This is a genomic window from Amycolatopsis sp. cmx-4-83 (assembly GCF_046548815.1).
Lineage (GTDB): Bacteria > Actinomycetota > Actinomycetes > Mycobacteriales > Pseudonocardiaceae > Amycolatopsis > Amycolatopsis pretoriensis_A.
The window spans coordinates 84,418-106,443 of the sequence record NZ_JAEBEF010000012.1 but is presented as its reverse complement, the minus strand read 5'-3'; the positions used below and the strand labels follow the sequence as shown (position 1 = coordinate 106,443).

Below are 22,026 nucleotides of genomic sequence, written 5' to 3'. Positions count from 1 at the left end.
TACGCCGCGGTCCCCCCGCACGTCAATTCTGCGGGAACAGTATTCCGTGCCCCGAGTCAGCCCTGTGTACGGAACACGAGGGACGAATGGCCCACCCGGATGACGTCGCCGTCGGCGAGCTGCCAGGTCTGGACCGGAGTCCCGTTCACGGTCGTGCCGTTGGTCGAACCGATGTCGGCGAGCGTCGCGCTCTGGCCGTCCCAGGTGATCTCCAGGTGCCGGCGGGAGACACCGGTGTCCGGGAGGCGGAAGTCCGCGTCCTGGCCGCGGCCCACGACGTTCCCGCCCTGCTTCAGCGAGTACGTGCGGTTCGAGCCGTCGTCCAGCTGCAGGCTCGCCGCGAGCTGACGGCCCGCCGCGGGCGGGGCGTAGCCGCCCTGCTGCTGCGCGTACGGGTCGGCGGCCGGCTGGCCGTACGCCTGCTGCTGGCCGTACTGGTCGTACCCGGCCTGCTGCTGGCCGCCGTACTGGTCGTACCCGCCCTGCTGCTGGCCGCCGTACTGGTCGTAGCCACCCTGCTGGGGCTGGGCGTAGCCGCCCTGGTCGTAACCGCCCTGCTGGGGCTGGGCGTAGCCGCCCTGGTCGTAGCCCGGCTGCTGCTGGCCGCCGTACTGGTCGTAGCCACCCTGCTGGGGCTGGGCGTAGCCGCCCTGGTCGTAACCGGCCTGCTGCTGCTGGCCGTACTGGTCGTAACCACCACCCGGCTGCTGCTGGCCGTACTGGTCGTAGCCGCCCTGCTGCTGGCCATAACCCTGGTCGTACCCGGGCTGCTGGCCACCCTGCTGTCCGTAGCCGTACTGGCCCTGCTGGCCGTACGGGTCACCCTGGTCGTATTGGCCGTAGCCGGGGGGCTGGCTCATTGCTGGGTCTCCTGCGTTGCTGGGTCGTGCCGACCGCGGTGAACCGGCGGCCGCGGGGCGGGCGTCGGGATCGACGGACGAACGGGTCTTGAACTGTCCAGTATGCAGCGCCTCGTTGCGCTCGAGTGATACGACGACGTCACCATAGGTGTCCAGGCCTTCGGCGGCGAGGTGTTCCGCCACCGCCTCGGCCAGCACCTGGGTGACCCGCTGCTCGTCACCGGCCATGCGCTCGTGGTCAGCCGTCCCCAAGGACACGATGTAGTGATTCGGGGCGAGCTGCCGACCGCCTGCCAGCTCACGAACGTTCTCCTCACTCTCCCGCTCCAGGGCGATCGCCACTTCCTGCGTGACGACGTTGCCACCGAACATGCGCGCGAAAGTGTTCCCCACCAGGTTCTCGAGTCGCCTGTCGAATCTCTCGGCGCGGCCCACCGGGGAAAACCTCCTTCACGCTCGTGCTTCCGCATCGATCCTATCCGGGTGAGCGAGCCTCTACACGGCCCCCGGTGAAACCCGTTCAAACCACCTGCTAGTCTTCTCCTCGCTGTCAGAGAAGCACTCGGGCGAGTGGCGGAATGGCAGACGCGCACGGTTCAGGTCCGTGTGTCCGAAAGGACGTGAGGGTTCAACTCCCTCCTCGCCCACGCTGTTCAGGGGCCCCGGCTGACGCCGGGGCCCCTTTCCCGTTGGCCCTATCTCCCCCGGGGGGCCGAGCCCCCCGGACCCCCCACGGTGCCTCGCGTGCGGCTTCCAGCGTGGTCCGGTGGGGAATGTCACGGGGCCGGGGGGGCTTGTTCGCCCTGGGCGAAGTTAAGCCGTGTGGGTGGCTATCCAGTCCGCTATCACGTCCGCTCGGCTTGTTGTTTCGATGCCTGCGTGGGGGCAGCCCGGGCCCGTTGCCTCCAGGGCGACCAGTTTGCCGCCCGTGAAGTACGGGGCTCCCGAGTCGTACGTGCACGCACTCGTCGTGATCTCCGGGGCCGCGCCGCGGACGCCCAGCGTGGCCGGGTCCACCTTCGCCACCGCCACCGTGCCCTGCTGCATGCGGGTCGCCGGCTTGGGGTCGGTGCCCGTCAGGCTGCCCCAGCCGGCCAGGGTCAGCTGCTGGCCGACCTTCGGGACCGCGCGGCTCACCGCCAGCGGGGGCACCGTCGTCACCGGGGTGTCCAGGCGGATCAGCGCGACGTCGTTCTCCTTCGCCTGGAGGACCTCGGTCGCCTTGCGGGCCACGCCCGATTCGACCGCTTCGTCGACCAGGCCCAGCGTCACCGTCGTCGGGTACGGGACCTTGCCCGCGACGCGGTTGCGGTTGGCGTCGTGGAAGCAGTGCCCGGTCGTCAGCACCCAGGCCGGTGCGATCAGCGCGCCGGTGCAATAGCTGCTGTACGTGGAGCCGTCCGGGCGCGGGATCTTCGTCATCGAAAGCTTCGCGACGTTCCCGAACTGCCCCGGTGGGACGTCGGTGCCGTGGGCGACGGCCCAGGCCGTCGGTGCGGTGGTGATGGTCAGGACAGCAGCGGCGAGCAGGGCGCGCAGGCGCATTCTTCCCCTTCGTCGAGTCGACATCGACGTTCGACGTTAGGGCCGCCGCGGCCCGCGGGGAATTCCCTGGCCGGGCGTCACCCGATGTCGTACCCGGGTGACGCCCGGACGGTGGTCAGCCGAGGTGCGAAGCGATCCAGTCCGCTACGACGTCCACCCGGGAGGTCGTCTCGAGCTGGTTGTGGGGGCAGTCCGGGCCGGTCGACTCGACGGACACCAGCTGCCCGCCGGTGCCGCCCGCGACGAAGTACGGCGCGCCCGAGTCGTACACGCACGCGCTCGTGGTCGTCGTCGGGGCGACGCCCTGCACGCCGAGCGTCGAGGTGGCCACCTGGCCGACCTTCACCGTGCCCTGCTGCAGCTTCGTCGACGGCGCCGGGTTGGTGGCGGTGAGGCTGCCCCAGCCGGCGAGCGTCAGCAGCTGCCCGACCGACGGCGTGACGCGGTTGACCGTCAGCGGCGTGATGCCGGTGACGTCCGCGTCGAGGGTCGCGATCGCGATGTCGTTGGCGCTCGCCTGGTACACGGTGACGACGTTGCGCGTCACGCCCGGCGTGCTCTGGTTGACCGTGCCCAGCAGCACCGACGTCGGGTACGGCACCGGGCCGGAGACGCGGTTGCGGTTGGCGTCGTGGAAGCAGTGCCCGGCGGTGATGATCCACTTCGCCGCGATCAGCGCGCCGGAGCACGCGCTGTTGTACTTCGTCCCGTCGGGCTTCGGGATGTTCGTCATGGTCAGCTTCGCGGCGAACTTGAACGTCCCCGCGGGGACGTCGGAACCGTTCGCCACGGCCGAAGCCGGCCCCGCCGTGGCGAGGCCGGCGGCCAGCGTCAAAAGGACAGCAGAGAACACAGCGCGTACGCGCATCGGTGGATCCCCCTTGTCACGCACCGGCGGTCGAAGGCCGGTGATCACTTTCGAGGGTAGTGACGCCGAGGCGCGGGAAAAGACGCCGTTCAGCCCAAGTGCGAAGCGATCCAGTCCGCCACGACGTCGACGCGCGCGGTGGTTTCGGCCTGGTCGTGCGGGCAGTCCGGTCCGTCGCTTTCGACGGACACCAGACGGCCGCCGTTCTTGCCCGCCGGGACGAAGTACGGCGCACCGGAGTCGTAGGTGCAGGCGCTCGTCGTCGACGTCGGGGCGAAACCCTTCACGCCGACGTACTGCGGGTCGACCGTGGCCACCTTCATCAGGCCCTGCTGGAGTTTCGTGCCCGGAGTCGGGTCGACGGCGGTGAGGCTGCCCCAGCCCGCCAGCACGACCTTCTGGTCCACCACCGGCGTCCTGCGGTTGATCGTCAGCGGCTCGATGCCGGACACGGCCTTGTCGAGCTCCGCGATCGCGATGTCGTTGCTCGGCGACTGGTACACCGTCACGACGTTGCGGGTGACGCCCGGCTTGTCCACGGTGGTGGTGCCCAGCAGCACGGACGTCGGGTACGGCACCGGGCCGGAGACCGGGTTGCGGGCCGCGTCGTGGAAGCAGTGGCCGGCGGTGATGATCCACTTCTTGGCGATCAGGGAACCCGAGCAGGCGCTGTTGTACTTGCTGCCGTCGGGCTTCGGGATGTCGGTCATGGTGAGCTTCGCGGCGAACTTGAACGTCCCCTGCGGGACGTCGGCGCCGTTGGCCACGGCCGAAGCCGGTGCCGCGGTCACGACCGCCGCGGCGAGCGCGAAGAAGGTTGCGGAAAGGAGTGCGCGAGCGCGCATCGGATCCCCCTGTGCGGGTCGGCGGTGGCGAGCACTTCCCGCCACCGCCGGACAACCTAGTTCACACCGACCAGGTCGACGACGAAGATCAAGGTCTCGCCGGGCTTGATGACGCCGCCCGCGCCGCGGTCGCCGTAGGCCAGGTGCGGCGGGATGACGAGCTTGCGCCGTCCGCCGATCTTCATGCCCGCGACACCCTGGTCCCAGCCGGCGATGACCTGGCCGGCGCCCAGGCCGAAGCGCAGCGGCTCGCCTCGGTCCCACGAGGCGTCGAACTGCGCGCCCGTGGCGTGCGAAACACCGACGTAGTGCACGGTGACGGTGGTGCCGGCCGTGGCTTCGGCGCCGTCACCGACGGTGATGTCGGTGATCTCGAGGTCGGCCGGCGCAGGGCCGTCCGGGCGGTCGATTTGGGGCTTTTCCAAGGTCATGGGCCTCACCGTACCCACGCGTGAGGGGCTGCGCCGATCGGCCTACGCCCAAGGAGGGAAAAACGCGAAAACTCTTCACACTTGTCCTACTGCTCGGTAGCGTGCGCTTCGTCACTCTTCTGAGCTGAGGGGAGCCCGGTATGCGACGAGGCATCCGAGCCTTGACCTTCACGGCGCTGGGGGCCCTCGTGGCCGGGCTGACCCAAGTCGCCGTCACCGCGCCGGCCGCGCAGGCGGCCGCGTCGCCCGACGACTACTGCGGCGGGCAGTGCAGCGACATCCTGCCGCCCGGCGAACAGGGCAGCGCCACCCTCGCGGAAATCCTGGCGCACAAGGTGCTCGGTACCCGTCCGGCGCACTCGGCCGACCAGCTCGGGAAGTACTCCTCCCTGGCCAACGGCTACCAGACGCTGACCACCGGCGCGATCAACCAGTACTTCAACGACTCGTCGTTCGGCGTCGCCGCCGACCAGGTCGCGAGCACGACCAAGCCGCGCTCCGACGTGACGATCGTGCGGGACAAGGCCCTCGGCGTCCCGCACATCACCGGCACCACCCGGTCCGGCACCGAGTTCGGCGCCGGGTACGCCGCCGCGCAGGACCGGCTGTGGCTGATGGACGTCCTGCGCCACGCCGCGCGCGGGCAGGTCACCCCGTTCGCCGGCGGCGCGGAGGCCAACCGCGAGCTGGAGCAGCAGTTCTTCTCGAACGCGCCGTACACCGAAGCCGAGCTGCAGCAGCAGATCGACCGCGTCGCGAGCAACGGCCCGCGCGGCGCGCAGGGCCTCGCCGACGCGCAGGCTTACGTCGACGGCATCAACAAGTACATCAGCGACTCCTACAGCGGCCGGTACTTCCCGGGCGAGTACGTGCTCACCGGGCACGTCGACGCGATCACCAACGCCGGGTCGATCGACCCGTTCAAGCTGACCGACCTGGTCGCGCTCGCCTCGCTGGTCGGCGCCGAGTTCGGCGCGGGCGGCGGCGGCGAGGTGCAGAACGCCATCGCGAAGCTCGCGATGCAGGAGAAGTACGGCGTCGTCCAGGGCGAGAAGGTGTGGCAGAGCCTCCGCTCGGAGGACGACCCCGAAGCCGTCAAGACACTGCACGACGGCCAGACCTTCCCGTACGGCAAGACGCCGGCCAACGCGGCCGGCCGGGCGATGCCGGACAAGGGTTCGGTGACCGGGCAGCAGCTCGTGTTCGACAAGACCGGCTCGGCCTCGACCGCGACACCGTCCACTGTGGACGTCGCCGCGCCCGCCGACCAGGAGCCCGCCCGCGGCATGTTCGAAGGCGGCGTGCTGCCGGGCAACATGCTCAGCGAGAAGCACGGCATGTCGAACGCGTTGCTCGTCTCCGGCGCGAAGACCGCCAGCGGCCACCCGGTCGCCGTGTTCGGCCCGCAGACCGGGTACTTCGCCCCGCAGCTGCTGCTGTTGCAGGAACTGCAGGGCCCGGGCATCAGCTCGCGCGGCGCGGCCTTCGCCGGCCTGAGCATGTACACGCTCCTCGGCCGCGGCCAGGACTATTCGTGGAGCGCGACGACGTCGGCGCAGGACATCATCGACACCTACGCGCTGACGCTGTGCGACCCGAGCGGCAAGGCGCCGACGAAGGACTCGAACTACTACACCTGGCAAGGCCAGTGCATCCCGATGGAGACCGTCGAGGTCAAGAACGCCTGGAAGCCGACGGTGGCCGACGGGACCGCGGCGGGTTCGTACACCTTGCGCAGCTACCGGACGAAGTACGGGCCGGTGCAGAGCCGGGCGACCGTCGGCGGCAAGCCGGTGGCCTACGCGGCGCTGCGCTCGTCGTACTTCCACGAGGTCGACTCGCTGATCGGCTTCCAGGAGCTGAACGACCCGGGCTTCGTCAAGTCCGCGGCGGACTTCCAGAAGGCCGCGGCCGACATCAACTACACGTTCAACTGGTTCTACGCCGACTCGAAGGACATCGCGTACTTCAACTCGGGGAGCAACCCGTCGCGGCAGTCCGATGTGGACCCGAACATGCCGGTGTGGGGCGACCAGGGCCACGACTGGAACGGCTGGAACCCGGCGGGCAACGTCGCGACCTACACGCCGGCGTCGCAGCACCCGCAGTCGGTCAACCAGGACTACTACGTCAGCTGGAACAACGCGCAGGCCAACGGCTACGCGGCCGCCGGCGCGGACAAGTCCGCCGTGCACCGCGTCGACCTGCTCGACACGCGCGTGAAGACGATGATCCTCACCGGCACCAAGGTCACCCGGGTCAACCTGACCCAGGCGATGGAGGACGCCGCGCTGGCCGACCTGCGCGCCGAGCGCGTCCTGCCGCTGCTGCTGCAGGTGCTCGACAAGACGCCGACCACCGGGGCGGCCGCCGACGCCGAGGCGAAGCTCAAAGCGTGGCTGGTCAACGGCCACAAGCGCACGGAGACTTCGCCGGGCAGCAAGGCGTACGCGGACGCCGACGCGATCCGCATCTTCGACGCCTGGTGGCCGCTGCTCGTCCAGGCCGAGTTCAAGCCGGGCATGGGCGACGACGCCTACAACGCGATGACCGGCGTGATCGGCATCAACGAAAGCCCGTCCGGCTGGCAGAACGGCAACGGGCAGCACACCGGCCAGCCGCACAAGGGCTCGTCGTTCCAGGTCGGCTGGTGGGGCTACGTCAGCAAGGACATCCGGCAGGTGCTCGGCCAGCCGGTGGCCGGCCCGCTCGGCCAGACGTTCTGCGGCGCCGGCAACGTCACGACGTGCCGCCAGGCGCTCGTCGACTCGCTGACCACCGCCGCCGGCCAGGCCGCCGGCACCGTCTACCCCGGCGACGCGTCCTGCTCGGCCGGTGACCAGTGGTGCGCCGACACGATCGTCCACAACCCGCTGGGCGGCATCACGCAGGACAAGATCAGCTGGCAGAACCGCCCGACGTTCCAGCAGGTCGTCGAGTACTCCGCGCACCGCGGCGACAACATCGCCAACCTCGCGCCGGGGAAGACGGTCAGCGCCACCAGCGCCGAGACCGGCCTCTACAACTCGCCGGTGTCGAACGCGATCGACGGCAACGCCTCGACCCGCTGGGCCAGCGACTGGAGCGACGACCAGGCGATCACCGTCGACCTCGGGTCGGTCCAGCCGGTCAGCCGGGTGCTGCTGAGCTGGGAGAAGGCGTACGGGAAGAGCTACCGGATCCAGCTCTCCCCGGACGCGGTGAACTGGACGGACGCGGCTTCGGTGACCGACGGCGACGGCGGGCAGGACAACGTCTCGTTCGCCGCGACGCAGGCCCGGTTCGTCAAGCTGCAGGGCGTCCAGCGCGGCACGAAGTACGGCTACTCGCTCTACGAGTTCGAGGTGTACGCCCACTGAGACCAGGCCGGGCCGTTCGCGGACGCGCGGGCGGCCCGGCCTCCCCACCCGAGTCGCGGGTTACCGTGATCGCATGGACGACTGGACGCCTCGCACCAAGGCCATCGCGGCCGGCCGCCCGCACGGCCCCGGCGAACCCCTCAACACTCCGCTCGTCGCCACCAGCACGTACCAGGCCGGTGGCGATTTCGTGTACGCGCGCGGGGACGGCACGCCGACCTGGCTGGCCCTCGAAGAAGCCGTCGGGGCGCTGGAAGGCGGGTACGCGACGGCGTTCGCGTCCGGCGTCGCCACCCTCTCCGCCGTGCTGGACCTGCTGCCGGTCGGGTCGCGGGTCGTCGTGCCGACGTTCAGCTACGCCGTGACGCGCGGGGTGCTGGCCCACGCGCAGAAGCTCGGCAAGCTCGCCGTCACCGAGCTCGAGCCGACCGACACCGACGCCTGGGTCGCCGAGGCCGCGACCGCCGACCTGGTCTGGCTCGAGTCGCCGACCAACCCCACCCTCGACGTGATGGCGATCGAGACCATCGCCGCCGCCGCGCGCGGGCGGGTCGTCGTCGACAACACCTTCGCGACGCCGTTGCTGCAGCGGCCGCTCGAACTCGGCGCCGACGTCGTCGTGCACAGCGCGACCAAGGCCATCGGCGGGCACAGCGACCTGCTGCTCGGCATCACCGTGGCCAAGGACCCGGCGGTCGCCGAGGAGCTGAAGGGCGCGCGGACCCGCGTCGGGTCGACGCCGGGCGCGCTGGAGGCGTGGCTCGCCCTGCGCGGCCTGCGGACCATGCCGGTCCGGCTGGCGGAGCAGTCCCGCACCGCCGCGCTGCTGGCCGGGCGCCTCGCCGGGCACCCCGCCGTCCGGCGCGTGCGGTACCCGGGCTTCGGGATGATGGTCGCGTTCGACCTGGCCGACGCCGAGACGGCCGACGCCTTCTGCGCGGGCGTCCGGCTGATCCGGTCGGCGACCAGCCTCGGCGGCGTCGAAAGCCTGGTCGAACGGCGGGCCTGGCTCGCTGGCGAGGAACGCGTGCCGCCCGGGCTCATCAGGTTCAGCGTCGGTTTGGAGGACCCCGAGGACCTTTGGCGGGATCTGCGGTTCGCCCTCCCGGAGTAACGCGGACGGGTGATGCCTCGATAGTCCGGCATCGCAGTCCTCGCCGTTGGGAGTCCGTCGTGGGTAGAACGCTGAGCCGGGTCGCGGGCATCGTGTCCGCGGGTGCGCTGATCACCGCCGCCACCGCACCGGCCGCACTGGCCCAGACGGACACCACCACGCCGGAGACGACCACGACGACGTCGTCCGAAACGACGACCACCACCGCGCCGAGCACGACCGGGACCACGACGACGGCACCGTCCACCTCGGAGACCACCGGGACGACCACGACGCCGTCGGTGACCGGCCCGGTGAAGACCGACGCCCCCGACCCGACCACCAGCACGACGGCGACGAGCGAGCCGCCCAAGGACGACTACCAGGACAACGTCGGGCACGGGTTCGTCGGCCTCGGCGGCGAAGGCGTCCTGGTCATCGCCTGCGCGGCCGGGCGCCCGGGCGACGTCGCGACCCAGTACCTGAGCGTCACCGGCGGCCCGGACCAGGACGAGGCCGACGGCCGCTACTGGAACTACTCCGTGCGCGTGGTCGACGCCCCGGCCGGCACCACGACCGCGAAGTTCAGCTGGACCTGCGCCGGCGTCGAGGGCAACGGCGTGGTCGAGTTCGAGCAGGAGCAGCCGCCGGGCACCAGCACTTCGTCTTCGAGCACCGTGCCGTCCAGCACCGCCCCGGTCACCACGGCGACGTCCGCCACGACGACGTCGACGTCGGCCGCGCCGGGCAACAGCGCCCCGAAGGCCCAGGTCAAGGTCGCGCCCAAGGGCGGGGTCGAGACGGGCTTCGGCGGCACGGCCTGGTGAGCGCCCGGCGGGCGGGTGCCGCACTCGCCCTCGTGCTGGCGCTCGCCGCCTGCAGCACCCCGGAGCAGCCGAAAGCCGCCGCCCCGGTGCCCCCTTCGGCGCCGGTGACGGTGCCGTTCAAGGGACTCCGGCCGACGTCGGTGAAGATCCCCAAGATCGGCGCGGAGTCCAGCCTGCTCGCGGTGGCGGTCAAGCCCGACGGCGCGATCTCCGTCCCGTCGGTGCACACGCCGATGCAGGCGGCCTGGTACAAGCTCTCGCCGGTGCCCGGGGACGTCGGCCCGGCGATCGTGCTCGGCCACGTCGACGGCGACAAGAAGCCCGGAATCTTCTTCAAGCTCAAGGATCTCGTGCCGGGCGACGAAGTGGACGTCGACCGCAGCGACGGCAAGAAGCTGAAGTTCGTCGTCGACCGCGTCACGCAGGTCCCGAAGGACACGTTCCCCCGCGAAGCCGTGTACGGCAACAGCGACAAGCCCGAGCTGCGGCTGATCACGTGCGGTGGCGCGTTCGACCACGCCGAACACTCCTACCGGGACAACATCGTCGTCTACGCGAACCTAGCCGACGCCTGAACCCGGGTACGGGAACTCCGGCTTCAGCGTGGTTCCCGGGCAGACCCAGCGCCGCATGCCGGCGTCGCACACCGCGTAACCCCAGTTGATCAGGTGGTCCTGCGTCTGCTCCGGCATCCTGGTGAGCCGCGTCTTCGTCACGGCCAGCGCGCGGGTCTGCTCGACCGGCGCCGGCAGCGCGTCGGGCAGGTCGAAGTGCGAGATGTCGCTGTAGGTCGCCCAGTACGTCCCGGCGAACCGCTCGTCCTGGTAGGACTTCAGCAGTGAGCCGGTGCGCAGCTCGCGGACCTGGTTGTCCATCACGGTCAGCACGCGGAACATCTGCATCGGCCAGTTGTGGCTCGGCTTTTCCTCGTGCTTCATCTTCTTGCCCGCGTCGCTGACCAGCACGGTCGCGCGCTGGTTCTCGATCGGGTCCAAGCCGAGGTTGTCGTACACGCCGGCGTCGCTGAGCACGATCCTGCGGTCGGGCTGGTGCGGATCCGGGATGACGACCGGCGAGAGCAGCGGCGGGAAGGCCGACGACGCGGCCACCGCGGTCGCGAGCGGGATCTGCCCGTGCGGCCCGGCTTGGCGGAAGAACCACCACAGCGAGCCGTCCTGCAGGCTGGTCGCGGTGAAGACGAAGTTCGGGCCGGCCGGGTCGAGGTCCGCGAGGCGGCAGTCGCCGAAGAGGTGCTTCGCGTACCGGCTTGCGAGCTCTTCGCCCGCGCTGCGCCACGGCATGAGCATGGCCTTCAGCGTCACGGGGACGTCGAGGTTCGTGCGGGCCAGTTTCCGCAGCGGCTGCACGACTTCCTTGCCGAAGTTCTCCGCGACGCCGTCTTCGCCGAAGTACAGCTTGTGCCACGCGTGCGCCAGCACCCCGGCCGCGATCGACCCGCCGGAAACGCTGGAAACGGTGGTCAGCTTCGGCAGCCAGCCGAGTTCGTTGAGGCGCCAGAGCGCGCCGGCGTGGAAGAGCATCGCCCGGTAACCACCCCCGGAAAGCGCGAGCCCGACACCGTCCCGTTTCGCCGCGTCCACCCGGCCGAGTCTAGGACCGCAGCAACGGCGCCAGCAGCGGGCGTTGCGGTGCGGGGACGTATTCGGCGTAGTTGTCGTACAACGCCTGCTTGGCCAGGTGCGCCGCACCGGCGCCGTCGGCGGACCGGATCGCGTCGAGCACCTCGGCGTGGTGCGCGAGCCAGGTGCGCATCAGCGACGTCCGGTTGCTGGCGTGCTCGAGCTTGTCCTCGATCAGTTCCAGCACGACCCCGCGGACGACTTCTTCGCTGACCACCAGCAGGGGGTTGCGCGAGATCCGCGCGATAACCTCGTGGAAAGCGACGTCCGCGCGGCTGAACTCCGCATACCCGCGCGAGACGCCTTCGCGCATGGACTCCAGCGCCGTGTCGAGGCCGGCCAGGTCGTCTTCCGTGCGCAGCTCGGCCGCGAGCAGGTGGGCCGAGCCGTCGAGGATCATCCGGAACTGCAGGAGTTCCGCGAGCCCGACGTGGTTCGCCCGCGCGAGCCGGTGCATCGAGCGGTGCAACGCGGCGGGGGAGGCGGCCAGCACCTCGGGTCCGCGCGGGTCACCGGGCCGCGAGCGGATCATTTCCGCGGCCTGCAGCACGCGCAGGGCTTCCCGGATCGTCGAGCGGCCGACGCCGAACTGCGTCATCAGCTCGCGCTCGCTCGGCAGCCGTTCGCCCGGTTTGAGCTCGCCGCTGATCACGGCCTGCTCGATCTGCTCGACGACCCGCTCGTACGCGCGGACCGGAGCCACCGGTTCGAACCGCATCCCTTGACCTCGTCGTCCCCGCAATGTCAGGCTACTGGTCAGACCAGTGTACTAACTTCTTTCGGGGGTCCGGGTGGCGGAGCCCCCGGCCCGGGGGCGAGGCCCCGGTTGTTCCAGCCCTGGAGGCCGAATGAAAGCCCGACTTCACGTGCTGGCAGCGGCGCTGCTGCTCGTGGTGTCCGGCTGCTCGGCCGGCTCGTCGGCGAGCGTTTCCGCTGGTCCGAACACACTTTCCGTCGGCTTCACGGCGGAGCCGGCGAACTTCGACTTCACGCGCACGGACGGCGCCGCGATCCCGCAGGCGCTGCTCTACAACGTCTACGAAGGCCTGGTGAAGCTCGACTCGCAGGGTCGTGTGGTGCCGTTGCTCGCGAAGTCGTGGACGATCAGCCCGGACCGGAAGACCTACGACTTCCAGCTGCAGCCGGGCGTCAAGTTCAGCAACGGCGCGCCCTTCACCGCCGAAGACGTCAAGTTCTCGCTGCTGCGCGTGAAGACCGACTGGACGATCTCGATCAAGTCCACGATGGACGTCGTCGACCACGTCGACGTCGTGGCGCCGGACCACGCGCGGGTCGTGCTCTCGAAGCCGTCCAACGGCTGGCTGTTCAGCCTCACCAGCCGGCTCGGCGCGATGTTCAGCCCGACCGGCGTCGCCGATCTGGCGACCAAGCCGGTCGGCACCGGGCCGTACGTCGTGGCGGCGCGCAAGCGCGGCGACTCCGTGGTGCTGAAGGCGAACCCCGCGTACTGGGGCCGGAAACCGGCGTACTCGACCGTCGTCCTCAAGTACATCAAGGACCCGACCGCGCTGAACAACGCGTTGTCCAGCAACGGCATCGACGTCATCTCGGCGATCACCGCGCCCGATTCGATCCCGCAGTTCCAGGCCGACGACCGGTTCCAGGTCGTCCAGGGCACCTCGAACTCCGAGGTCACGCTGGCCATGAACGGCGCGCGGCCGCCGCTGAACGACGTCCGCGTGCGCCAAGCTCTGACGTACGCGATCGACCGGAAGGCGCTGGTCGACACGGCGTGGGCCGGGCGCGGCACGCTGATCGGCAGCATGGTCCCGCCGACCGATCCCTGGTACGAGGACCTGTCGAAGGTCTACCCGTTCGATCCCGGGCGCGCGAAGGCGATGCTGACCGAAGCCGGTGCGACGAACCTGAACCTGCGCCTGCGGATCCCGAACCTGCCCTACGCGGTGTCGGCCGCGCAGGTCGTCCAGTCGCAGCTCGCCGACGTCGGCGTCCGGACCACGATCGAGCCGCTCGACTTCCCGGCGGTGTGGCTGAAGCAGGTGTTCACCGACCACGACTACGACCTGTCGATCATCCAGCACGTCGAAGCCCGCGACATCACGACGTTCGGGAAACCGAAGTACTACTGGGGTTACGACAGCAAGCGCGTCCGGCAGCTGCTCGCCGAGGCCGACAGCGGGACGCCGGAGCAGCAGGTCGCGGACATGAAGCAGGTGGCGCGGCAGCTGAACACCGACGCCGCCGCGGACTGGCTGTTCCTGTTCCCCAACGTCATCGTGGCGAAGGCCAAGGTCGGCGGGTTCGTCCGGAACCAGGTGAGCGAGTCGTTCGACCTCACCGGACTGGCCCCGCGATGACCGCCAAGGTGCTGCGCCGGGTGGCGATCTTCGTGGTCAGCGTGCTGGTCGCGTCGATCGTGGTGTTCCTGTTCATGGCCGTGCTGCCGGGCGATCCGGCGCAGGTCGCGCTCGGCGTCAACGCGACGCCGGAGCTGCTCGCCAAGACCCGCGCGGAGTTCGGCATCGACCGGCCGCTGGTCACGCAGTACTTCGACTGGATCTCCCGTGTGCTGCGCGGCGACTTCGGCCGCTCGTACGTCACGCGCGACTCCATCGGCCCGCAGCTGCTCGACCGCCTCGGCGTCACGCTCTGGCTGGTCGGCGCGGGCATGCTGGTGGCGCTGGTGATCGCGGTCCCCGCGGGCACGTTCGCCGCGGTGAAGCACCGGAAAGCGTCCGGTGCGGGCGTTTCCGGGCTGTCGCAGATCGGCGTCGCGATCCCCGCGTTCCTCGCCGGGATCATCCTCGTGCAGATCTTCGCCGTGCAGCTGCGCTGGCTGCCGTCGGGCGGCTGGACACCGCCCAACCAGAACGCGGGCGAGTTCGTCCGCGGGCTGATCCTCCCCGCGTTGTCGCTCGGTCTGGTGCAGGGCGCGGTGCTCACGCGCTATGTGCGCTCGGCCGTGCTCGACACGCTCGGCCAGGACTACCTGCGCACCGCGCGGTCCAAGGGCTTGCGGCCGGGGCAAGCGCTGGTGCGGCACGGCTTGCGCAACGCCTCCGTGCCCGTGGTGACCGTGCTCGGCCTGCAGCTGGCGACGCTGCTGATCGGTGCGGTCGTCGTCGAGCGCGTGTTCGTCCTGCCCGGCCTGGGTTCGATGCTGCTCGACGCCGTCGCCTCCCGCGATCTGCTGACCGTGCAGGGGATCGTGCTCGTGCTGGTGGTCGGCGTGCTGCTGGTCAACTTCGTCGTCGACCTCCTCTACACCGTGCTCGATCCGCGATTGCGGGGTTCGTGATGCGCAATCTCGTCCTCGGCGGGGTGCTCGTCGGCCTGGTCGTGCTGGCCGCGCTGCTGTCGTTCGTGTGGACGCCGTTCGACCCGGTGAAGGTGGACGCGGCGAGCCGGCTGCTCGACGCGAGCGCGGCCCACTGGTTCGGCACCGACAAGTTCGGGCGCGACCTGCTGAGCCAGCTCATGGTCGGCGCCCGCACCACGCTGTACGTCGGTGTCGTCGCCGTCGGCATCGCCGCGGTGATCGGCACGCCGCTGGGCATCCTCGCCGGGATGTCCCCGCGGTGGCTCGGCGAGTTCGTCATGCGGGTCAACGACCTCGTGCTCGCGTTCCCCGCGCTGCTGCTGGCGATCATGTTCGGCGCGGTGTTCGGGGCGGACACGCTGACCGCGATGGTCGCGATCGGCATCGCCACGATCCCGTCGTTCGCGCGGATCGCGCGCTCCGGAACGCTGCAGGTGATGAGCACCGAGTTCGTGCTCGCCGCGCGGGCCGGCGGCCGGTCGCGGCTCACCATCGCCGTGCGGCACGTGCTGCCGAACATCTCCGGCCTGCTGATCGTGCAGGCGTCGGTGTCGTTCGCGATCGCCGTGCTCGCCGAAGCGGCGTTGTCGTTCCTGGGCTTCGGCACGCGGCCGCCGACGCCGTCGTGGGGCCGGATGCTGCAGGAGTCTCAGGAACTGCTGACCGTGCACCCGCGGCTGGCGCTGGTCCCTGGCATCGCGATCGCCGTCGCCGTGCTCGGGTTCAACCTCCTCGGCGACGGCCTGCGCGACCGCCTGGACCCCCGATTGGCGGCGCGGGTATGACGCTTTCGGTGCGGGGCCTCGGCGTCGGCGACCTCGTTCGCGACGTCTCTTTCGAGATCGGCGCGGGTGAGCGCGTCGGGCTGATCGGCGAGTCCGGCTCGGGGAAGTCGTTGACGGCGTTGTCGATCATGGGCCTGCTGCCCGAAGAGCTGCGCGCGTCGGGCTCGGTCCGGCTGGGCGATCGCGAGCTGCTCGGAATGTCCGAAAAGGACCTCTCCCGGCTGCGCGGCGACGAGCTGGCCATGGTGTTCCAGGAGCCGATGACGGCGTTGAACCCGGCCATGCGCGTCGGCCGCCAGGTCACCGAGCCCGGGCGGATCCACGGCCGCCGCCGGTCCGCGGACGAACTCCTCGATGCGGTCGGGCTGGCGGGCACCGCTCGCGCGTACCCGCACCAGCTGTCCGGCGGGCAGCGGCAGCGGGTCGTGCTGGCGATGGCGCTGGCCAACGAGCCGTCGCTGCTGATCTGCGACGAGCCGACGACCGCGCTCGACGTCACCGTGCAGGCCCAGATCCTCTCGCTCATCAAAGCCGCACTTTCACGTGAAAGTGCGCTCCTCTTCATCAGCCACGACCTCGCGGTGGTGGCGTCGGTGTGCGAGCGCGTGCTCGTGATGCTGGACGGCGAGATCGTCGAAGCGGGCTCGACGCGCGAAGTCCTGACCTCGCCTTCGCATGCCTACACGCGGAAACTCCTCGACGCCTCGGACCTGGAGGGCCGCCGATGAGCATCATCGAAGTCCGCGACCTCGAACGCCGGTACGCGCGGCGGGACGTCCACGCGCTGCGCGGCGTCAGCTTCGACGTCGAGGCCGGACAGCGCTTCGGCATCGTCGGGGAGTCCGGCTCCGGCAAGTCCACGCTGGTCCGGCTGCTGGCCGCGCTCGACAAGCCGACGGCCGGCACCGTCACGTTCCAAGGCCGCCGGATCGACGACCTGCCCGAACGCAAACTCGGCTTCCTGCGGTCGGAACTGCAGATCGTCTTCCAGGACCCGATGGGTTCGCTCGACCCCCGCATGCGCGTGCGGGACATCATTTCCGAACCGCTGGGCCGCCGCGAACCCGACCGCGTCGCCGAGCTGCTCGCCGCCGTCGGCCTGCCCGTCGACGCCGCCCAGCGCTACCCGCACCAGTTCTCCGGCGGCCAGCGGCAGCGCATCTCCATCGCCCGCGCGCTCGCGCCCCACCCGAGCGTCCTGATCGCCGACGAGCCGGTCAGCGCGCTCGACGTCTCCGTGCGCGGCCAGATCCTCGACCTCCTGGCCCAGCTGGTGGAGCAGTTCGCGCTGACGCTGATCTTCGTCTCGCACGACCTCGGCGTCGTCCGGCACGTCTGCGACCGCGTGGCCGTGATGCGCCGCGGCGAGATCGTCGAACTCGGCGACGTCGGCCAGGTCTACGAGGCGCCGCGGCACGAGTACACGCGGGAACTGCTGGCCGCCGCGCCGAACCTGCGCGCCGAGCTGGCCCGGCTGAGCGGAGGCGACGATGGCTGAGTACCCCGGCGGCCTGCCGGTCGGAGCGGGCTGGGTATCCACTGTGGACGTTGAAGAAATCGTATTCCCCTACGACGGGAGCGTCGTCGGCACCGCGCCGGTCGGCACGCTCGAGCTGGCTCGACAAGCAGTCGACGAAGCTGTCGCCGTCGCGCGCGAAGTGGCTTCGCTGCCTTCGCGGGTTCGGCGTTCGCTGCTCAACGACGTCGCTTCGGCGGTGCGGGAGCGACGCGCGGAGTTCGAAGACCTGCTCGTGCTGGAGACCGGGAAGCCGCTGGTCGACTGCCGCGTCGAGGTCGCGCGCACGATCGTCACGTGGGAAGCCGCCGCCGAAGAGGTGTCGCGGCTGCACGGCGAGACCGTGCCGCTGGACTTGTTGCCCGCCGGCGACGGACTGGTCGGGTTCTGGAAGCGCAAGCCGATCGGCGTCGTCGTCGGCATCGCGGGCTTCAACTACCCGCTGCTGCTGGCGTCGCACAAGATCGCCCCGGCGATCGCCGCGGGCTGCCCGGTGATCGTCAAGCCCGCGCCCCAGACGCCGTTGGCCACCCTGTGGCTGGTGCACCTGGTCCGGACGCTCGCGCCGCTTCCCGCCATGGTCCAGCTGGTCACCGGCGACGCCGGGGTGGGTGCCGCGCTGACGACCGACCGCCGGATCGGCGCGGTCTCGTTCACCGGCTCGGCCGCGGTCGGCCACCGCATCGCCCGCGACGCGGCCCCGACGAAAACGCTGCTGGAGCTGGGTTCGAACGCGGCGCTCGTCGTCGCGGCGGACGCGGACCTCGAAGCCGCGGTGGACGCCGTGCTGCGCGGCGGGTTCTACGCGTCCGGCCAGGCCTGCATCTCGGTGCAGCGTGTGCTCGTCGTCGCGCCGGTCGCCGAGGAGTTCACCGAACGGCTGCTGGCGCGGCTCGGCGAAGTCGTCGTCGGCGATCCGCGGGACGAGCGGACGCGGGTGTCCGCGCTGATCGACCCCGCGTCCACCGACCGCGTCGCCGCCTGGATCGAAAAGGCCGGCGGCCGCCGGTTCGGCGGGGGTGTCGACGGCACAGTGCTGCGGCCGGCGGTCCTGCTCGACGTCCCGGACGGCGTCGAAGCCTGGGACGAGGAGATCTTCGGCCCGGTCGTCTGCGTGCGCACGGTGTCCGATGTGGACGAAGCCTTCGCCGCGGTCAACGCGTCCCGCTACGGCCTCCACGCCAGCGTCTACAGCAAGTCCTTGAACACGGCGTTCCGCGCGCTCGACGAGCTGGAGGTCGGCGGCGTCGTCGTCAACGAGGTGCCCGGGTTCCGCTCGGACACCATGCCCTACGGCGGGGTGAAGGACTCCGGCATCGGCCGCGAAGGGCCGCGGTTCGCCGTCGAAGAGCTGACCGTGACGAGGATGGCGGTGCTGCGCCCGTGAACTACTCGACGTTGTTCCGCTTGGACGGCCGCCGCGCGCTCGTGCTCGGCGCCGGTGGCATCGGCCGCGAAGCCGCTCGCGCGCTGGCCGCGCACGGCGCCGACGTGGTGTGCGCGGACCGCGACCTCCAAGCCGCGCGCGAGGCGGGCGTCGGCGAGGCGTACGAAATCGACCTGCTCGCGCCCCGTGCCGTGGACAAGGCGGCGAGCGAGCTCGGCCCGCTCGACGTCGTCGTGCTGACCGCCGCGACGAACGTCCGCAAGCGGCTGCTGGACTACACGCGCGAGGAGTTCGACCGCGTCATCGCGCTGAACCTCGGTGTGTCGTTCGAGGTCGTGCGCGTCTTCGGTGCCGACATGGTCGCGCGCGGGCGGGGCAGCATCATCGGCTTCTCGTCGATCCGCGGCACGACCGTCGAGCCCGGCCAAGGTCCGTACGCGGCCACGAAAGCCGGGCTGGTCCAGCTGTTCCGGACGGCGGCGGCGGAGTTCGGCCCGGCCGGCGTGCGGGTCAACGCCATCGCGCCCGGCGTCGTCGAGACGCCGTTGACCGCGCAGATCAAGGCGAACCCCGAGTGGTACGACGCGTACGCGGCGAAGGGCGCGTTGGGGCGCTGGGCGCGGCCGGACGAGCTCGCCGGCGCGGTCGTGTACCTCGCTTCGGACGCTTCGTCGTTCGTCACCGGCTCCGTGCTCGCGGTGGACGGCGGCTGGACCGCCGTCGACGGCCGCTTCGAACCGCCTGCCTCTTAAGGAGCGCGCATGACCGAGTTGCCCGACCTGACCGCCGTCGAGCTCGTCGCGCACTACCGCGCGAAGACGCTCTCGCCGGTCGAGGTGACCGAGGCGGTGTTGCACCGCATCGAGGCGCGAGAGCCGGAGCTGCACGCGTTGTACGCGTACGACCCTTCAGGCGCTCTCGACGACGCGAAGGCGTCCGAAGCGCGCTGGGCGGCCGACGAGCCGCTCGGCCCGATCGACGGCGTCCCGCTGACGCTCAAGGAGAACATCGCGACCCGCGGCACGCCGGTCCCGCTCGGCACCGCGGCGACCGCGCTGACCCCGGCCGCCGAGGACGCACCGGCGGCGGCGCGCGTCCGCGAGTCCGGCGGCGTTCTGCTGGCCAAGACGACCATGCCGGACTACGGGATGCTGACGTCCGGGCTCTCGAGCTTCCACGAAACGGCCCGGAACCCGTGGCTGACCTCGGCGTCGCCCGGTGGTTCGAGCGCGGGGGCCGGCGCGGCGGCCGCGGCGGGCTACGGGCCCCTGCACGTCGGCACCGACATCGGTGGCTCGATCCGGCTACCGGCGGGCTGGTGCGGCCTGACCGGCCTGAAGCCGAGCTTCGGCCGCGTCCCGGTCGACCCGCCGTTCCTCGGCCGGGTGGCGGGCCCGATGACGCGGACGGTCGCCGACACGGCGTTGCTGATGAGCGTCCTGTCGGCGCCCGACGAGCGTGACCACCTGAGCCTGCCGCCGGCGGATCTGCCGTGGACTTCCCCCGCGGGTTCCCTGGCCGGTCTGCGCGTCGGCCTGCACCTCGACCCCGGCGTCGGCCTCCCGGTGGATCCGGCGACGCTCGACGCCGTCACCGCGGCGGGCCGCGCCTTCGAGGCCGCGGGCGCGATCGTCGAGCCGGTCGGTCCCTTCCTGACCCGCGAAATGCTCGACGGCCTGGACGTCTTCTGGCGCACGCGCGCCTGGTCCGACATGCAGGGGCTGCCGGCGGAGCGGCGCGCGAAGGTCCTCCCGTACATCGCGGACTGGGCCACGGGCGGCGCGGAGCTGTCCGGAGTGGCCGTGTACCGCGGTTTCGCCCAGATCGACGTGATCAGCGTGGCGGCGTTGCGCGCGACTTCCGCTTACGACGTCGTTCTCTCGCCGACGTGCCCGGTCGCGGCCCCGCCGGCGGAGTGGGCGTCGCCGACGAACGACCCGGCGCGGCCGTTCGAGCACATCGCGTTCACCGTCCCGTACAACATGTCCGGCCAGCCGGCGGTGTCGGTGAACTGCGGCTACACCGACGACGGCCGCCCGATCGGCCTGCAGCTCAGCGGCCGCCGCTTCGACGACATCGGCGTCCTGCGCGCGGCCGCGGCGTACGAAGGCCTTCGCGGCCCGCAGCGCGCCTGGCCGATCGGGTAGGGAAGAAGTTCCGGTCCCGCGGCGAAGTGGTGGTGAAGCTGTCGCCGACGGGAAGGAACCCCATGACAGAGGCAGCCCCGGTGACCGGCGCCGACCAGTTCACCGAGGTGCACGACCGCCACTTCGCCGGGATCTACCGCTACGTCGCCGGCCGCCTCGGCGCCCAGGCCGCGGAGGACGTCGCCGCGGAGACGTTCCTCGTCGCCTACGACCGCCGGTCGACGTTCGACCCGGCCCGCGGTGACCTGCGGGCCTGGCTGTTCGGCATCGCGACGAACCTCGTTTCGCGCCACCGCCGCAAGGAAGCCCGCCACTACCGCGCCCTCGCCCGGATCGAGGTGCCGCGACCGGTCGAGGGCCACGAAAACCGCGTCGTCCTGAGCGGTCAGCTGGCGAAAGCGCTGGCGCGGCTGACCGCGGGCGAACGCGACGTCCTGCTGCTCGTGGCCCTCGCCGACCTCGGTTACGCCGAAGTCGGCGAAGCGCTCGGCATCTCTCCCGGCACGGTCGGCTCCCGGCTGACGCGTGCCCGCAAGAAGCTCGCCCCTGTTCTCGCCCCGGAGGCCTCCGATGGATGACCTGCAGACGCTGCGGGCCGCACTGCTGCCCGCCGAACCCACCCCGGACGTCGTCGACCGCAGCCGCCACCGGCTGCGGAACCGGATGCTCGCCGCGCCCCGGCCCCGGCGCGTCCGCCCGCTCGTCATCGGCGTCGGCGTGGTCGCCGCCGCGGCCGCCGTCGTGGTCGCGACCCTGCCCGCCACCCCGGTTCCGGAACCGGTACCTCCGCAGGCGGTGGTCCCGGTCAGCACCGGCCAGGCGATCCTGCTGGCCGCCGCCGAGCGCGCCCAGACCGGCGGCCGCACCTACTGGCACGTGACGACGAAGGTGGGCGGCGAAGCCTGGGAGTACTGGACCAAGGCCGACGGGCACGAGTGGTACCGCGGCGCGAAGACCCACGGCAAGGCCGTTCTCCAGCCGCAGGTGCGGCCGTTCCGGATGTTCGGCGCCGAGCTCACGCTCGGGCAGATCCAAGCCCTGCCCACCGAACCGGCGGCCCTGCGGGCCTGGCTCACGGACTCGATCAAACGCAGCGGCAGCTACCCCGGCGGCCTGGACCTGACGGTGCTCCAGGCCCTGATTTCTCTGGTCACGGCAGTGCCCGCACCCCCGGCGGTCCAGGCGGCGGCGTTCCGCGCGATCGCCGCGTACCCCGGCGTCAGCGCGGCCCCGGACGGCCGCACGGTCCAGCTCCCGGGCGGCGGCCACCTCACCATCGACCCGTCGACCGGCACCGTGACCGGCGCGTCGATGTACCTGGACGCCAAGGGCGCCCCGGTCAAGAGCGTGGACGGCGACGGCTACACGGTCAGTGGCGAGTGGACGGACGACCTGCCGAAGTGACCCCGGTGGCCGGGGCCG

Annotated in this window: 21 protein-coding genes and 1 tRNA gene; 15 read left to right on the top strand and 7 right to left on the bottom strand. The window is 71.1% G+C overall.

The window, feature by feature from the left end:
- Nucleotides 1–56 precede the first annotated feature (56 nt).
- Nucleotides 57–1,295, bottom strand: coding sequence for a DUF3662 and FHA domain-containing protein (locus ACLJQM_RS34730; RefSeq protein ID WP_360775292.1), 1,239 nt, complete (start codon nucleotides 1,293–1,295; stop codon nucleotides 57–59).
- A 129-nt stretch (nucleotides 1,296–1,424) separates the two neighbouring features.
- Here ACLJQM_RS34730 and ACLJQM_RS34725 point away from each other — a divergent pair.
- Nucleotides 1,425–1,507: transfer RNA gene (locus ACLJQM_RS34725), tRNA-Leu, on the top strand.
- Between the two features lie 166 nt (nucleotides 1,508–1,673).
- On the opposite strand, the gene ACLJQM_RS34720 is transcribed toward ACLJQM_RS34725, so the two are convergent.
- The 4 genes from ACLJQM_RS34720 to ACLJQM_RS34705 all read right to left on the bottom strand — a co-directional run bounded on the left by ACLJQM_RS34720 (nucleotide 1,674) and on the right by ACLJQM_RS34705 (nucleotide 4,549).
- On the bottom strand, nucleotides 1,674–2,405 hold the full coding sequence (locus tag ACLJQM_RS34720; RefSeq protein WP_410634600.1) for a S1 family peptidase: 732 nt from the start codon (nucleotides 2,403–2,405) through the stop codon (nucleotides 1,674–1,676).
- A 115-nt stretch (nucleotides 2,406–2,520) separates the two neighbouring features.
- A complete protein-coding gene (locus tag ACLJQM_RS34715) occupies nucleotides 2,521–3,273 on the bottom strand; it encodes a S1 family peptidase (protein ID WP_360775288.1) in 753 nt (250 codons plus the stop codon).
- A gap of 89 nt (nucleotides 3,274–3,362) precedes the next feature.
- Nucleotides 3,363–4,118 (bottom strand): S1 family peptidase, encoded by a 756-nt coding sequence (locus tag ACLJQM_RS34710; protein WP_410634597.1) that lies wholly within the window; start codon nucleotides 4,116–4,118, stop codon nucleotides 3,363–3,365.
- 56 nt (nucleotides 4,119–4,174) lie between these two features.
- Nucleotides 4,175–4,549: an FKBP-type peptidyl-prolyl cis-trans isomerase gene (locus ACLJQM_RS34705; protein WP_360775282.1), complete on the bottom strand. Its 375-nt coding sequence runs from the start codon at nucleotides 4,547–4,549 to the stop codon at nucleotides 4,175–4,177.
- A 140-nt stretch (nucleotides 4,550–4,689) separates the two neighbouring features.
- Here ACLJQM_RS34705 and ACLJQM_RS34700 point away from each other — a divergent pair, with 140 nt between their 5' ends.
- From ACLJQM_RS34700 to ACLJQM_RS34685, 4 genes are all read left to right on the top strand, one after another.
- Nucleotides 4,690–7,908, top strand: a complete 3,219-nt coding sequence (locus ACLJQM_RS34700) for a penicillin acylase family protein (protein ID WP_410634594.1) — start codon at nucleotides 4,690–4,692, stop codon at nucleotides 7,906–7,908.
- 73 nt (nucleotides 7,909–7,981) lie between these two features.
- On the top strand, nucleotides 7,982–9,022 hold the full coding sequence (locus ACLJQM_RS34695; RefSeq protein ID WP_410634593.1) for a trans-sulfuration enzyme family protein: 1,041 nt from the start codon (nucleotides 7,982–7,984) through the stop codon (nucleotides 9,020–9,022).
- Nucleotides 9,023–9,081: 59 nt separating this feature from the next.
- Complete coding sequence (locus ACLJQM_RS34690) at nucleotides 9,082–9,828, top strand: hypothetical protein (protein ID WP_410634592.1); 747 nt, start codon at nucleotides 9,082–9,084, stop codon at nucleotides 9,826–9,828.
- The gene (locus tag ACLJQM_RS34685; protein ID WP_360775271.1) at nucleotides 9,825–10,403 is read left to right on the top strand and encodes a class F sortase; all 579 of its coding nucleotides are present in this window, start codon (nucleotides 9,825–9,827) and stop codon (nucleotides 10,401–10,403) included. Before ACLJQM_RS34690 ends, ACLJQM_RS34685 begins: the two co-directional genes overlap by 4 nt.
- Here ACLJQM_RS34685 and ACLJQM_RS34680 read toward each other — a convergent pair.
- Both ACLJQM_RS34680 and ACLJQM_RS34675 read right to left on the bottom strand, forming a co-directional pair.
- Nucleotides 10,389–11,429, bottom strand: coding sequence for a patatin-like phospholipase family protein (locus ACLJQM_RS34680; RefSeq protein WP_410634591.1), 1,041 nt, complete (start codon nucleotides 11,427–11,429; stop codon nucleotides 10,389–10,391). The genes ACLJQM_RS34685 and ACLJQM_RS34680 overlap by 15 nt on opposite strands.
- Before the next feature lie 10 nt (nucleotides 11,430–11,439).
- Complete coding sequence (locus ACLJQM_RS34675) at nucleotides 11,440–12,186, bottom strand: FadR/GntR family transcriptional regulator (RefSeq protein ID WP_410634590.1); 747 nt, start codon at nucleotides 12,184–12,186, stop codon at nucleotides 11,440–11,442.
- A gap of 130 nt (nucleotides 12,187–12,316) precedes the next feature.
- On the opposite strand from ACLJQM_RS34675, the gene ACLJQM_RS34670 reads away from it, so the two are divergent.
- The 10 genes from ACLJQM_RS34670 to ACLJQM_RS34625 all read left to right on the top strand — a co-directional run bounded on the left by ACLJQM_RS34670 (nucleotide 12,317) and on the right by ACLJQM_RS34625 (nucleotide 22,008).
- Entirely contained in the window at nucleotides 12,317–13,807 is a 1,491-nt protein-coding gene (locus ACLJQM_RS34670) for an ABC transporter substrate-binding protein (RefSeq protein WP_410634588.1), read from the top strand.
- Nucleotides 13,804–14,748 (top strand): ABC transporter permease, encoded by a 945-nt coding sequence (locus tag ACLJQM_RS34665; protein WP_360775261.1) that lies wholly within the window; start codon nucleotides 13,804–13,806, stop codon nucleotides 14,746–14,748. Before ACLJQM_RS34670 ends, ACLJQM_RS34665 begins: the two co-directional genes overlap by 4 nt.
- A complete protein-coding gene (locus ACLJQM_RS34660) occupies nucleotides 14,748–15,554 on the top strand; it encodes an ABC transporter permease (RefSeq protein WP_360775258.1) in 807 nt (268 codons plus the stop codon). The genes ACLJQM_RS34665 and ACLJQM_RS34660 overlap by 1 nt, the downstream gene beginning before the upstream one ends.
- Nucleotides 15,551–16,282: an ABC transporter ATP-binding protein gene (locus ACLJQM_RS34655; RefSeq protein ID WP_360775255.1), complete on the top strand. Its 732-nt coding sequence runs from the start codon at nucleotides 15,551–15,553 to the stop codon at nucleotides 16,280–16,282. The genes ACLJQM_RS34660 and ACLJQM_RS34655 overlap by 4 nt, the downstream gene beginning before the upstream one ends.
- Nucleotides 16,279–17,052, top strand: a complete 774-nt coding sequence (locus tag ACLJQM_RS34650; protein ID WP_410634586.1) for an ABC transporter ATP-binding protein — start codon at nucleotides 16,279–16,281, stop codon at nucleotides 17,050–17,052. Before ACLJQM_RS34655 ends, ACLJQM_RS34650 begins: the two co-directional genes overlap by 4 nt.
- A complete protein-coding gene (locus tag ACLJQM_RS34645) occupies nucleotides 17,045–18,457 on the top strand; it encodes an aldehyde dehydrogenase family protein (protein WP_410634585.1) in 1,413 nt (470 codons plus the stop codon). The genes ACLJQM_RS34650 and ACLJQM_RS34645 overlap by 8 nt, the downstream gene beginning before the upstream one ends.
- Complete coding sequence (locus ACLJQM_RS34640) at nucleotides 18,454–19,209, top strand: SDR family NAD(P)-dependent oxidoreductase (protein WP_360775246.1); 756 nt, start codon at nucleotides 18,454–18,456, stop codon at nucleotides 19,207–19,209. Before ACLJQM_RS34645 ends, ACLJQM_RS34640 begins: the two co-directional genes overlap by 4 nt.
- Nucleotides 19,210–19,218: 9 nt before the next feature.
- Nucleotides 19,219–20,604: an amidase gene (locus ACLJQM_RS34635; RefSeq protein WP_410634584.1), complete on the top strand. Its 1,386-nt coding sequence runs from the start codon at nucleotides 19,219–19,221 to the stop codon at nucleotides 20,602–20,604.
- Between the two features lie 62 nt (nucleotides 20,605–20,666).
- Nucleotides 20,667–21,182 (top strand): RNA polymerase sigma factor, encoded by a 516-nt coding sequence (locus ACLJQM_RS34630; protein WP_410634583.1) that lies wholly within the window; start codon nucleotides 20,667–20,669, stop codon nucleotides 21,180–21,182.
- Complete coding sequence (locus ACLJQM_RS34625; RefSeq protein WP_410634582.1) at nucleotides 21,175–22,008, top strand: hypothetical protein; 834 nt, start codon at nucleotides 21,175–21,177, stop codon at nucleotides 22,006–22,008. Before ACLJQM_RS34630 ends, ACLJQM_RS34625 begins: the two co-directional genes overlap by 8 nt.
- Nucleotides 22,009–22,026 lie beyond the last annotated feature (18 nt).

Coding starts and splice junctions, on each gene's coding strand:
- ACLJQM_RS34720 (WP_410634600.1), bottom strand. CDS start 2,405: ATGCGCCTGCGCGCCCTGCTCGCCGCTGCTGTCCTGACCATCACCACC.
- ACLJQM_RS34715 (WP_360775288.1), bottom strand. CDS start 3,273: ATGCGCGTACGCGCTGTGTTCTCTGCTGTCCTTTTGACGCTGGCCGCC.
- ACLJQM_RS34710 (WP_410634597.1), bottom strand. CDS start 4,118: ATGCGCGCTCGCGCACTCCTTTCCGCAACCTTCTTCGCGCTCGCCGCG.
- ACLJQM_RS34705 (WP_360775282.1), bottom strand. CDS start 4,549: ATGACCTTGGAAAAGCCCCAAATCGACCGCCCGGACGGCCCTGCGCCG.
- ACLJQM_RS34700 (WP_410634594.1), top strand. CDS start 4,690: ATGCGACGAGGCATCCGAGCCTTGACCTTCACGGCGCTGGGGGCCCTC.
- ACLJQM_RS34695 (WP_410634593.1), top strand. CDS start 7,982: ATGGACGACTGGACGCCTCGCACCAAGGCCATCGCGGCCGGCCGCCCG.
- ACLJQM_RS34675 (WP_410634590.1), bottom strand. CDS start 12,186: ATGCGGTTCGAACCGGTGGCTCCGGTCCGCGCGTACGAGCGGGTCGTC.
- ACLJQM_RS34670 (WP_410634588.1), top strand. CDS start 12,317: ATGAAAGCCCGACTTCACGTGCTGGCAGCGGCGCTGCTGCTCGTGGTG.
- ACLJQM_RS34665 (WP_360775261.1), top strand. CDS start 13,804: ATGACCGCCAAGGTGCTGCGCCGGGTGGCGATCTTCGTGGTCAGCGTG.
- ACLJQM_RS34660 (WP_360775258.1), top strand. CDS start 14,748: ATGCGCAATCTCGTCCTCGGCGGGGTGCTCGTCGGCCTGGTCGTGCTG.
- ACLJQM_RS34655 (WP_360775255.1), top strand. CDS start 15,551: ATGACGCTTTCGGTGCGGGGCCTCGGCGTCGGCGACCTCGTTCGCGAC.
- ACLJQM_RS34650 (WP_410634586.1), top strand. CDS start 16,279: ATGAGCATCATCGAAGTCCGCGACCTCGAACGCCGGTACGCGCGGCGG.
- ACLJQM_RS34645 (WP_410634585.1), top strand. CDS start 17,045: ATGGCTGAGTACCCCGGCGGCCTGCCGGTCGGAGCGGGCTGGGTATCC.
- ACLJQM_RS34635 (WP_410634584.1), top strand. CDS start 19,219: ATGACCGAGTTGCCCGACCTGACCGCCGTCGAGCTCGTCGCGCACTAC.
- ACLJQM_RS34630 (WP_410634583.1), top strand. CDS start 20,667: ATGACAGAGGCAGCCCCGGTGACCGGCGCCGACCAGTTCACCGAGGTG.
- ACLJQM_RS34625 (WP_410634582.1), top strand. CDS start 21,175: ATGGATGACCTGCAGACGCTGCGGGCCGCACTGCTGCCCGCCGAACCC.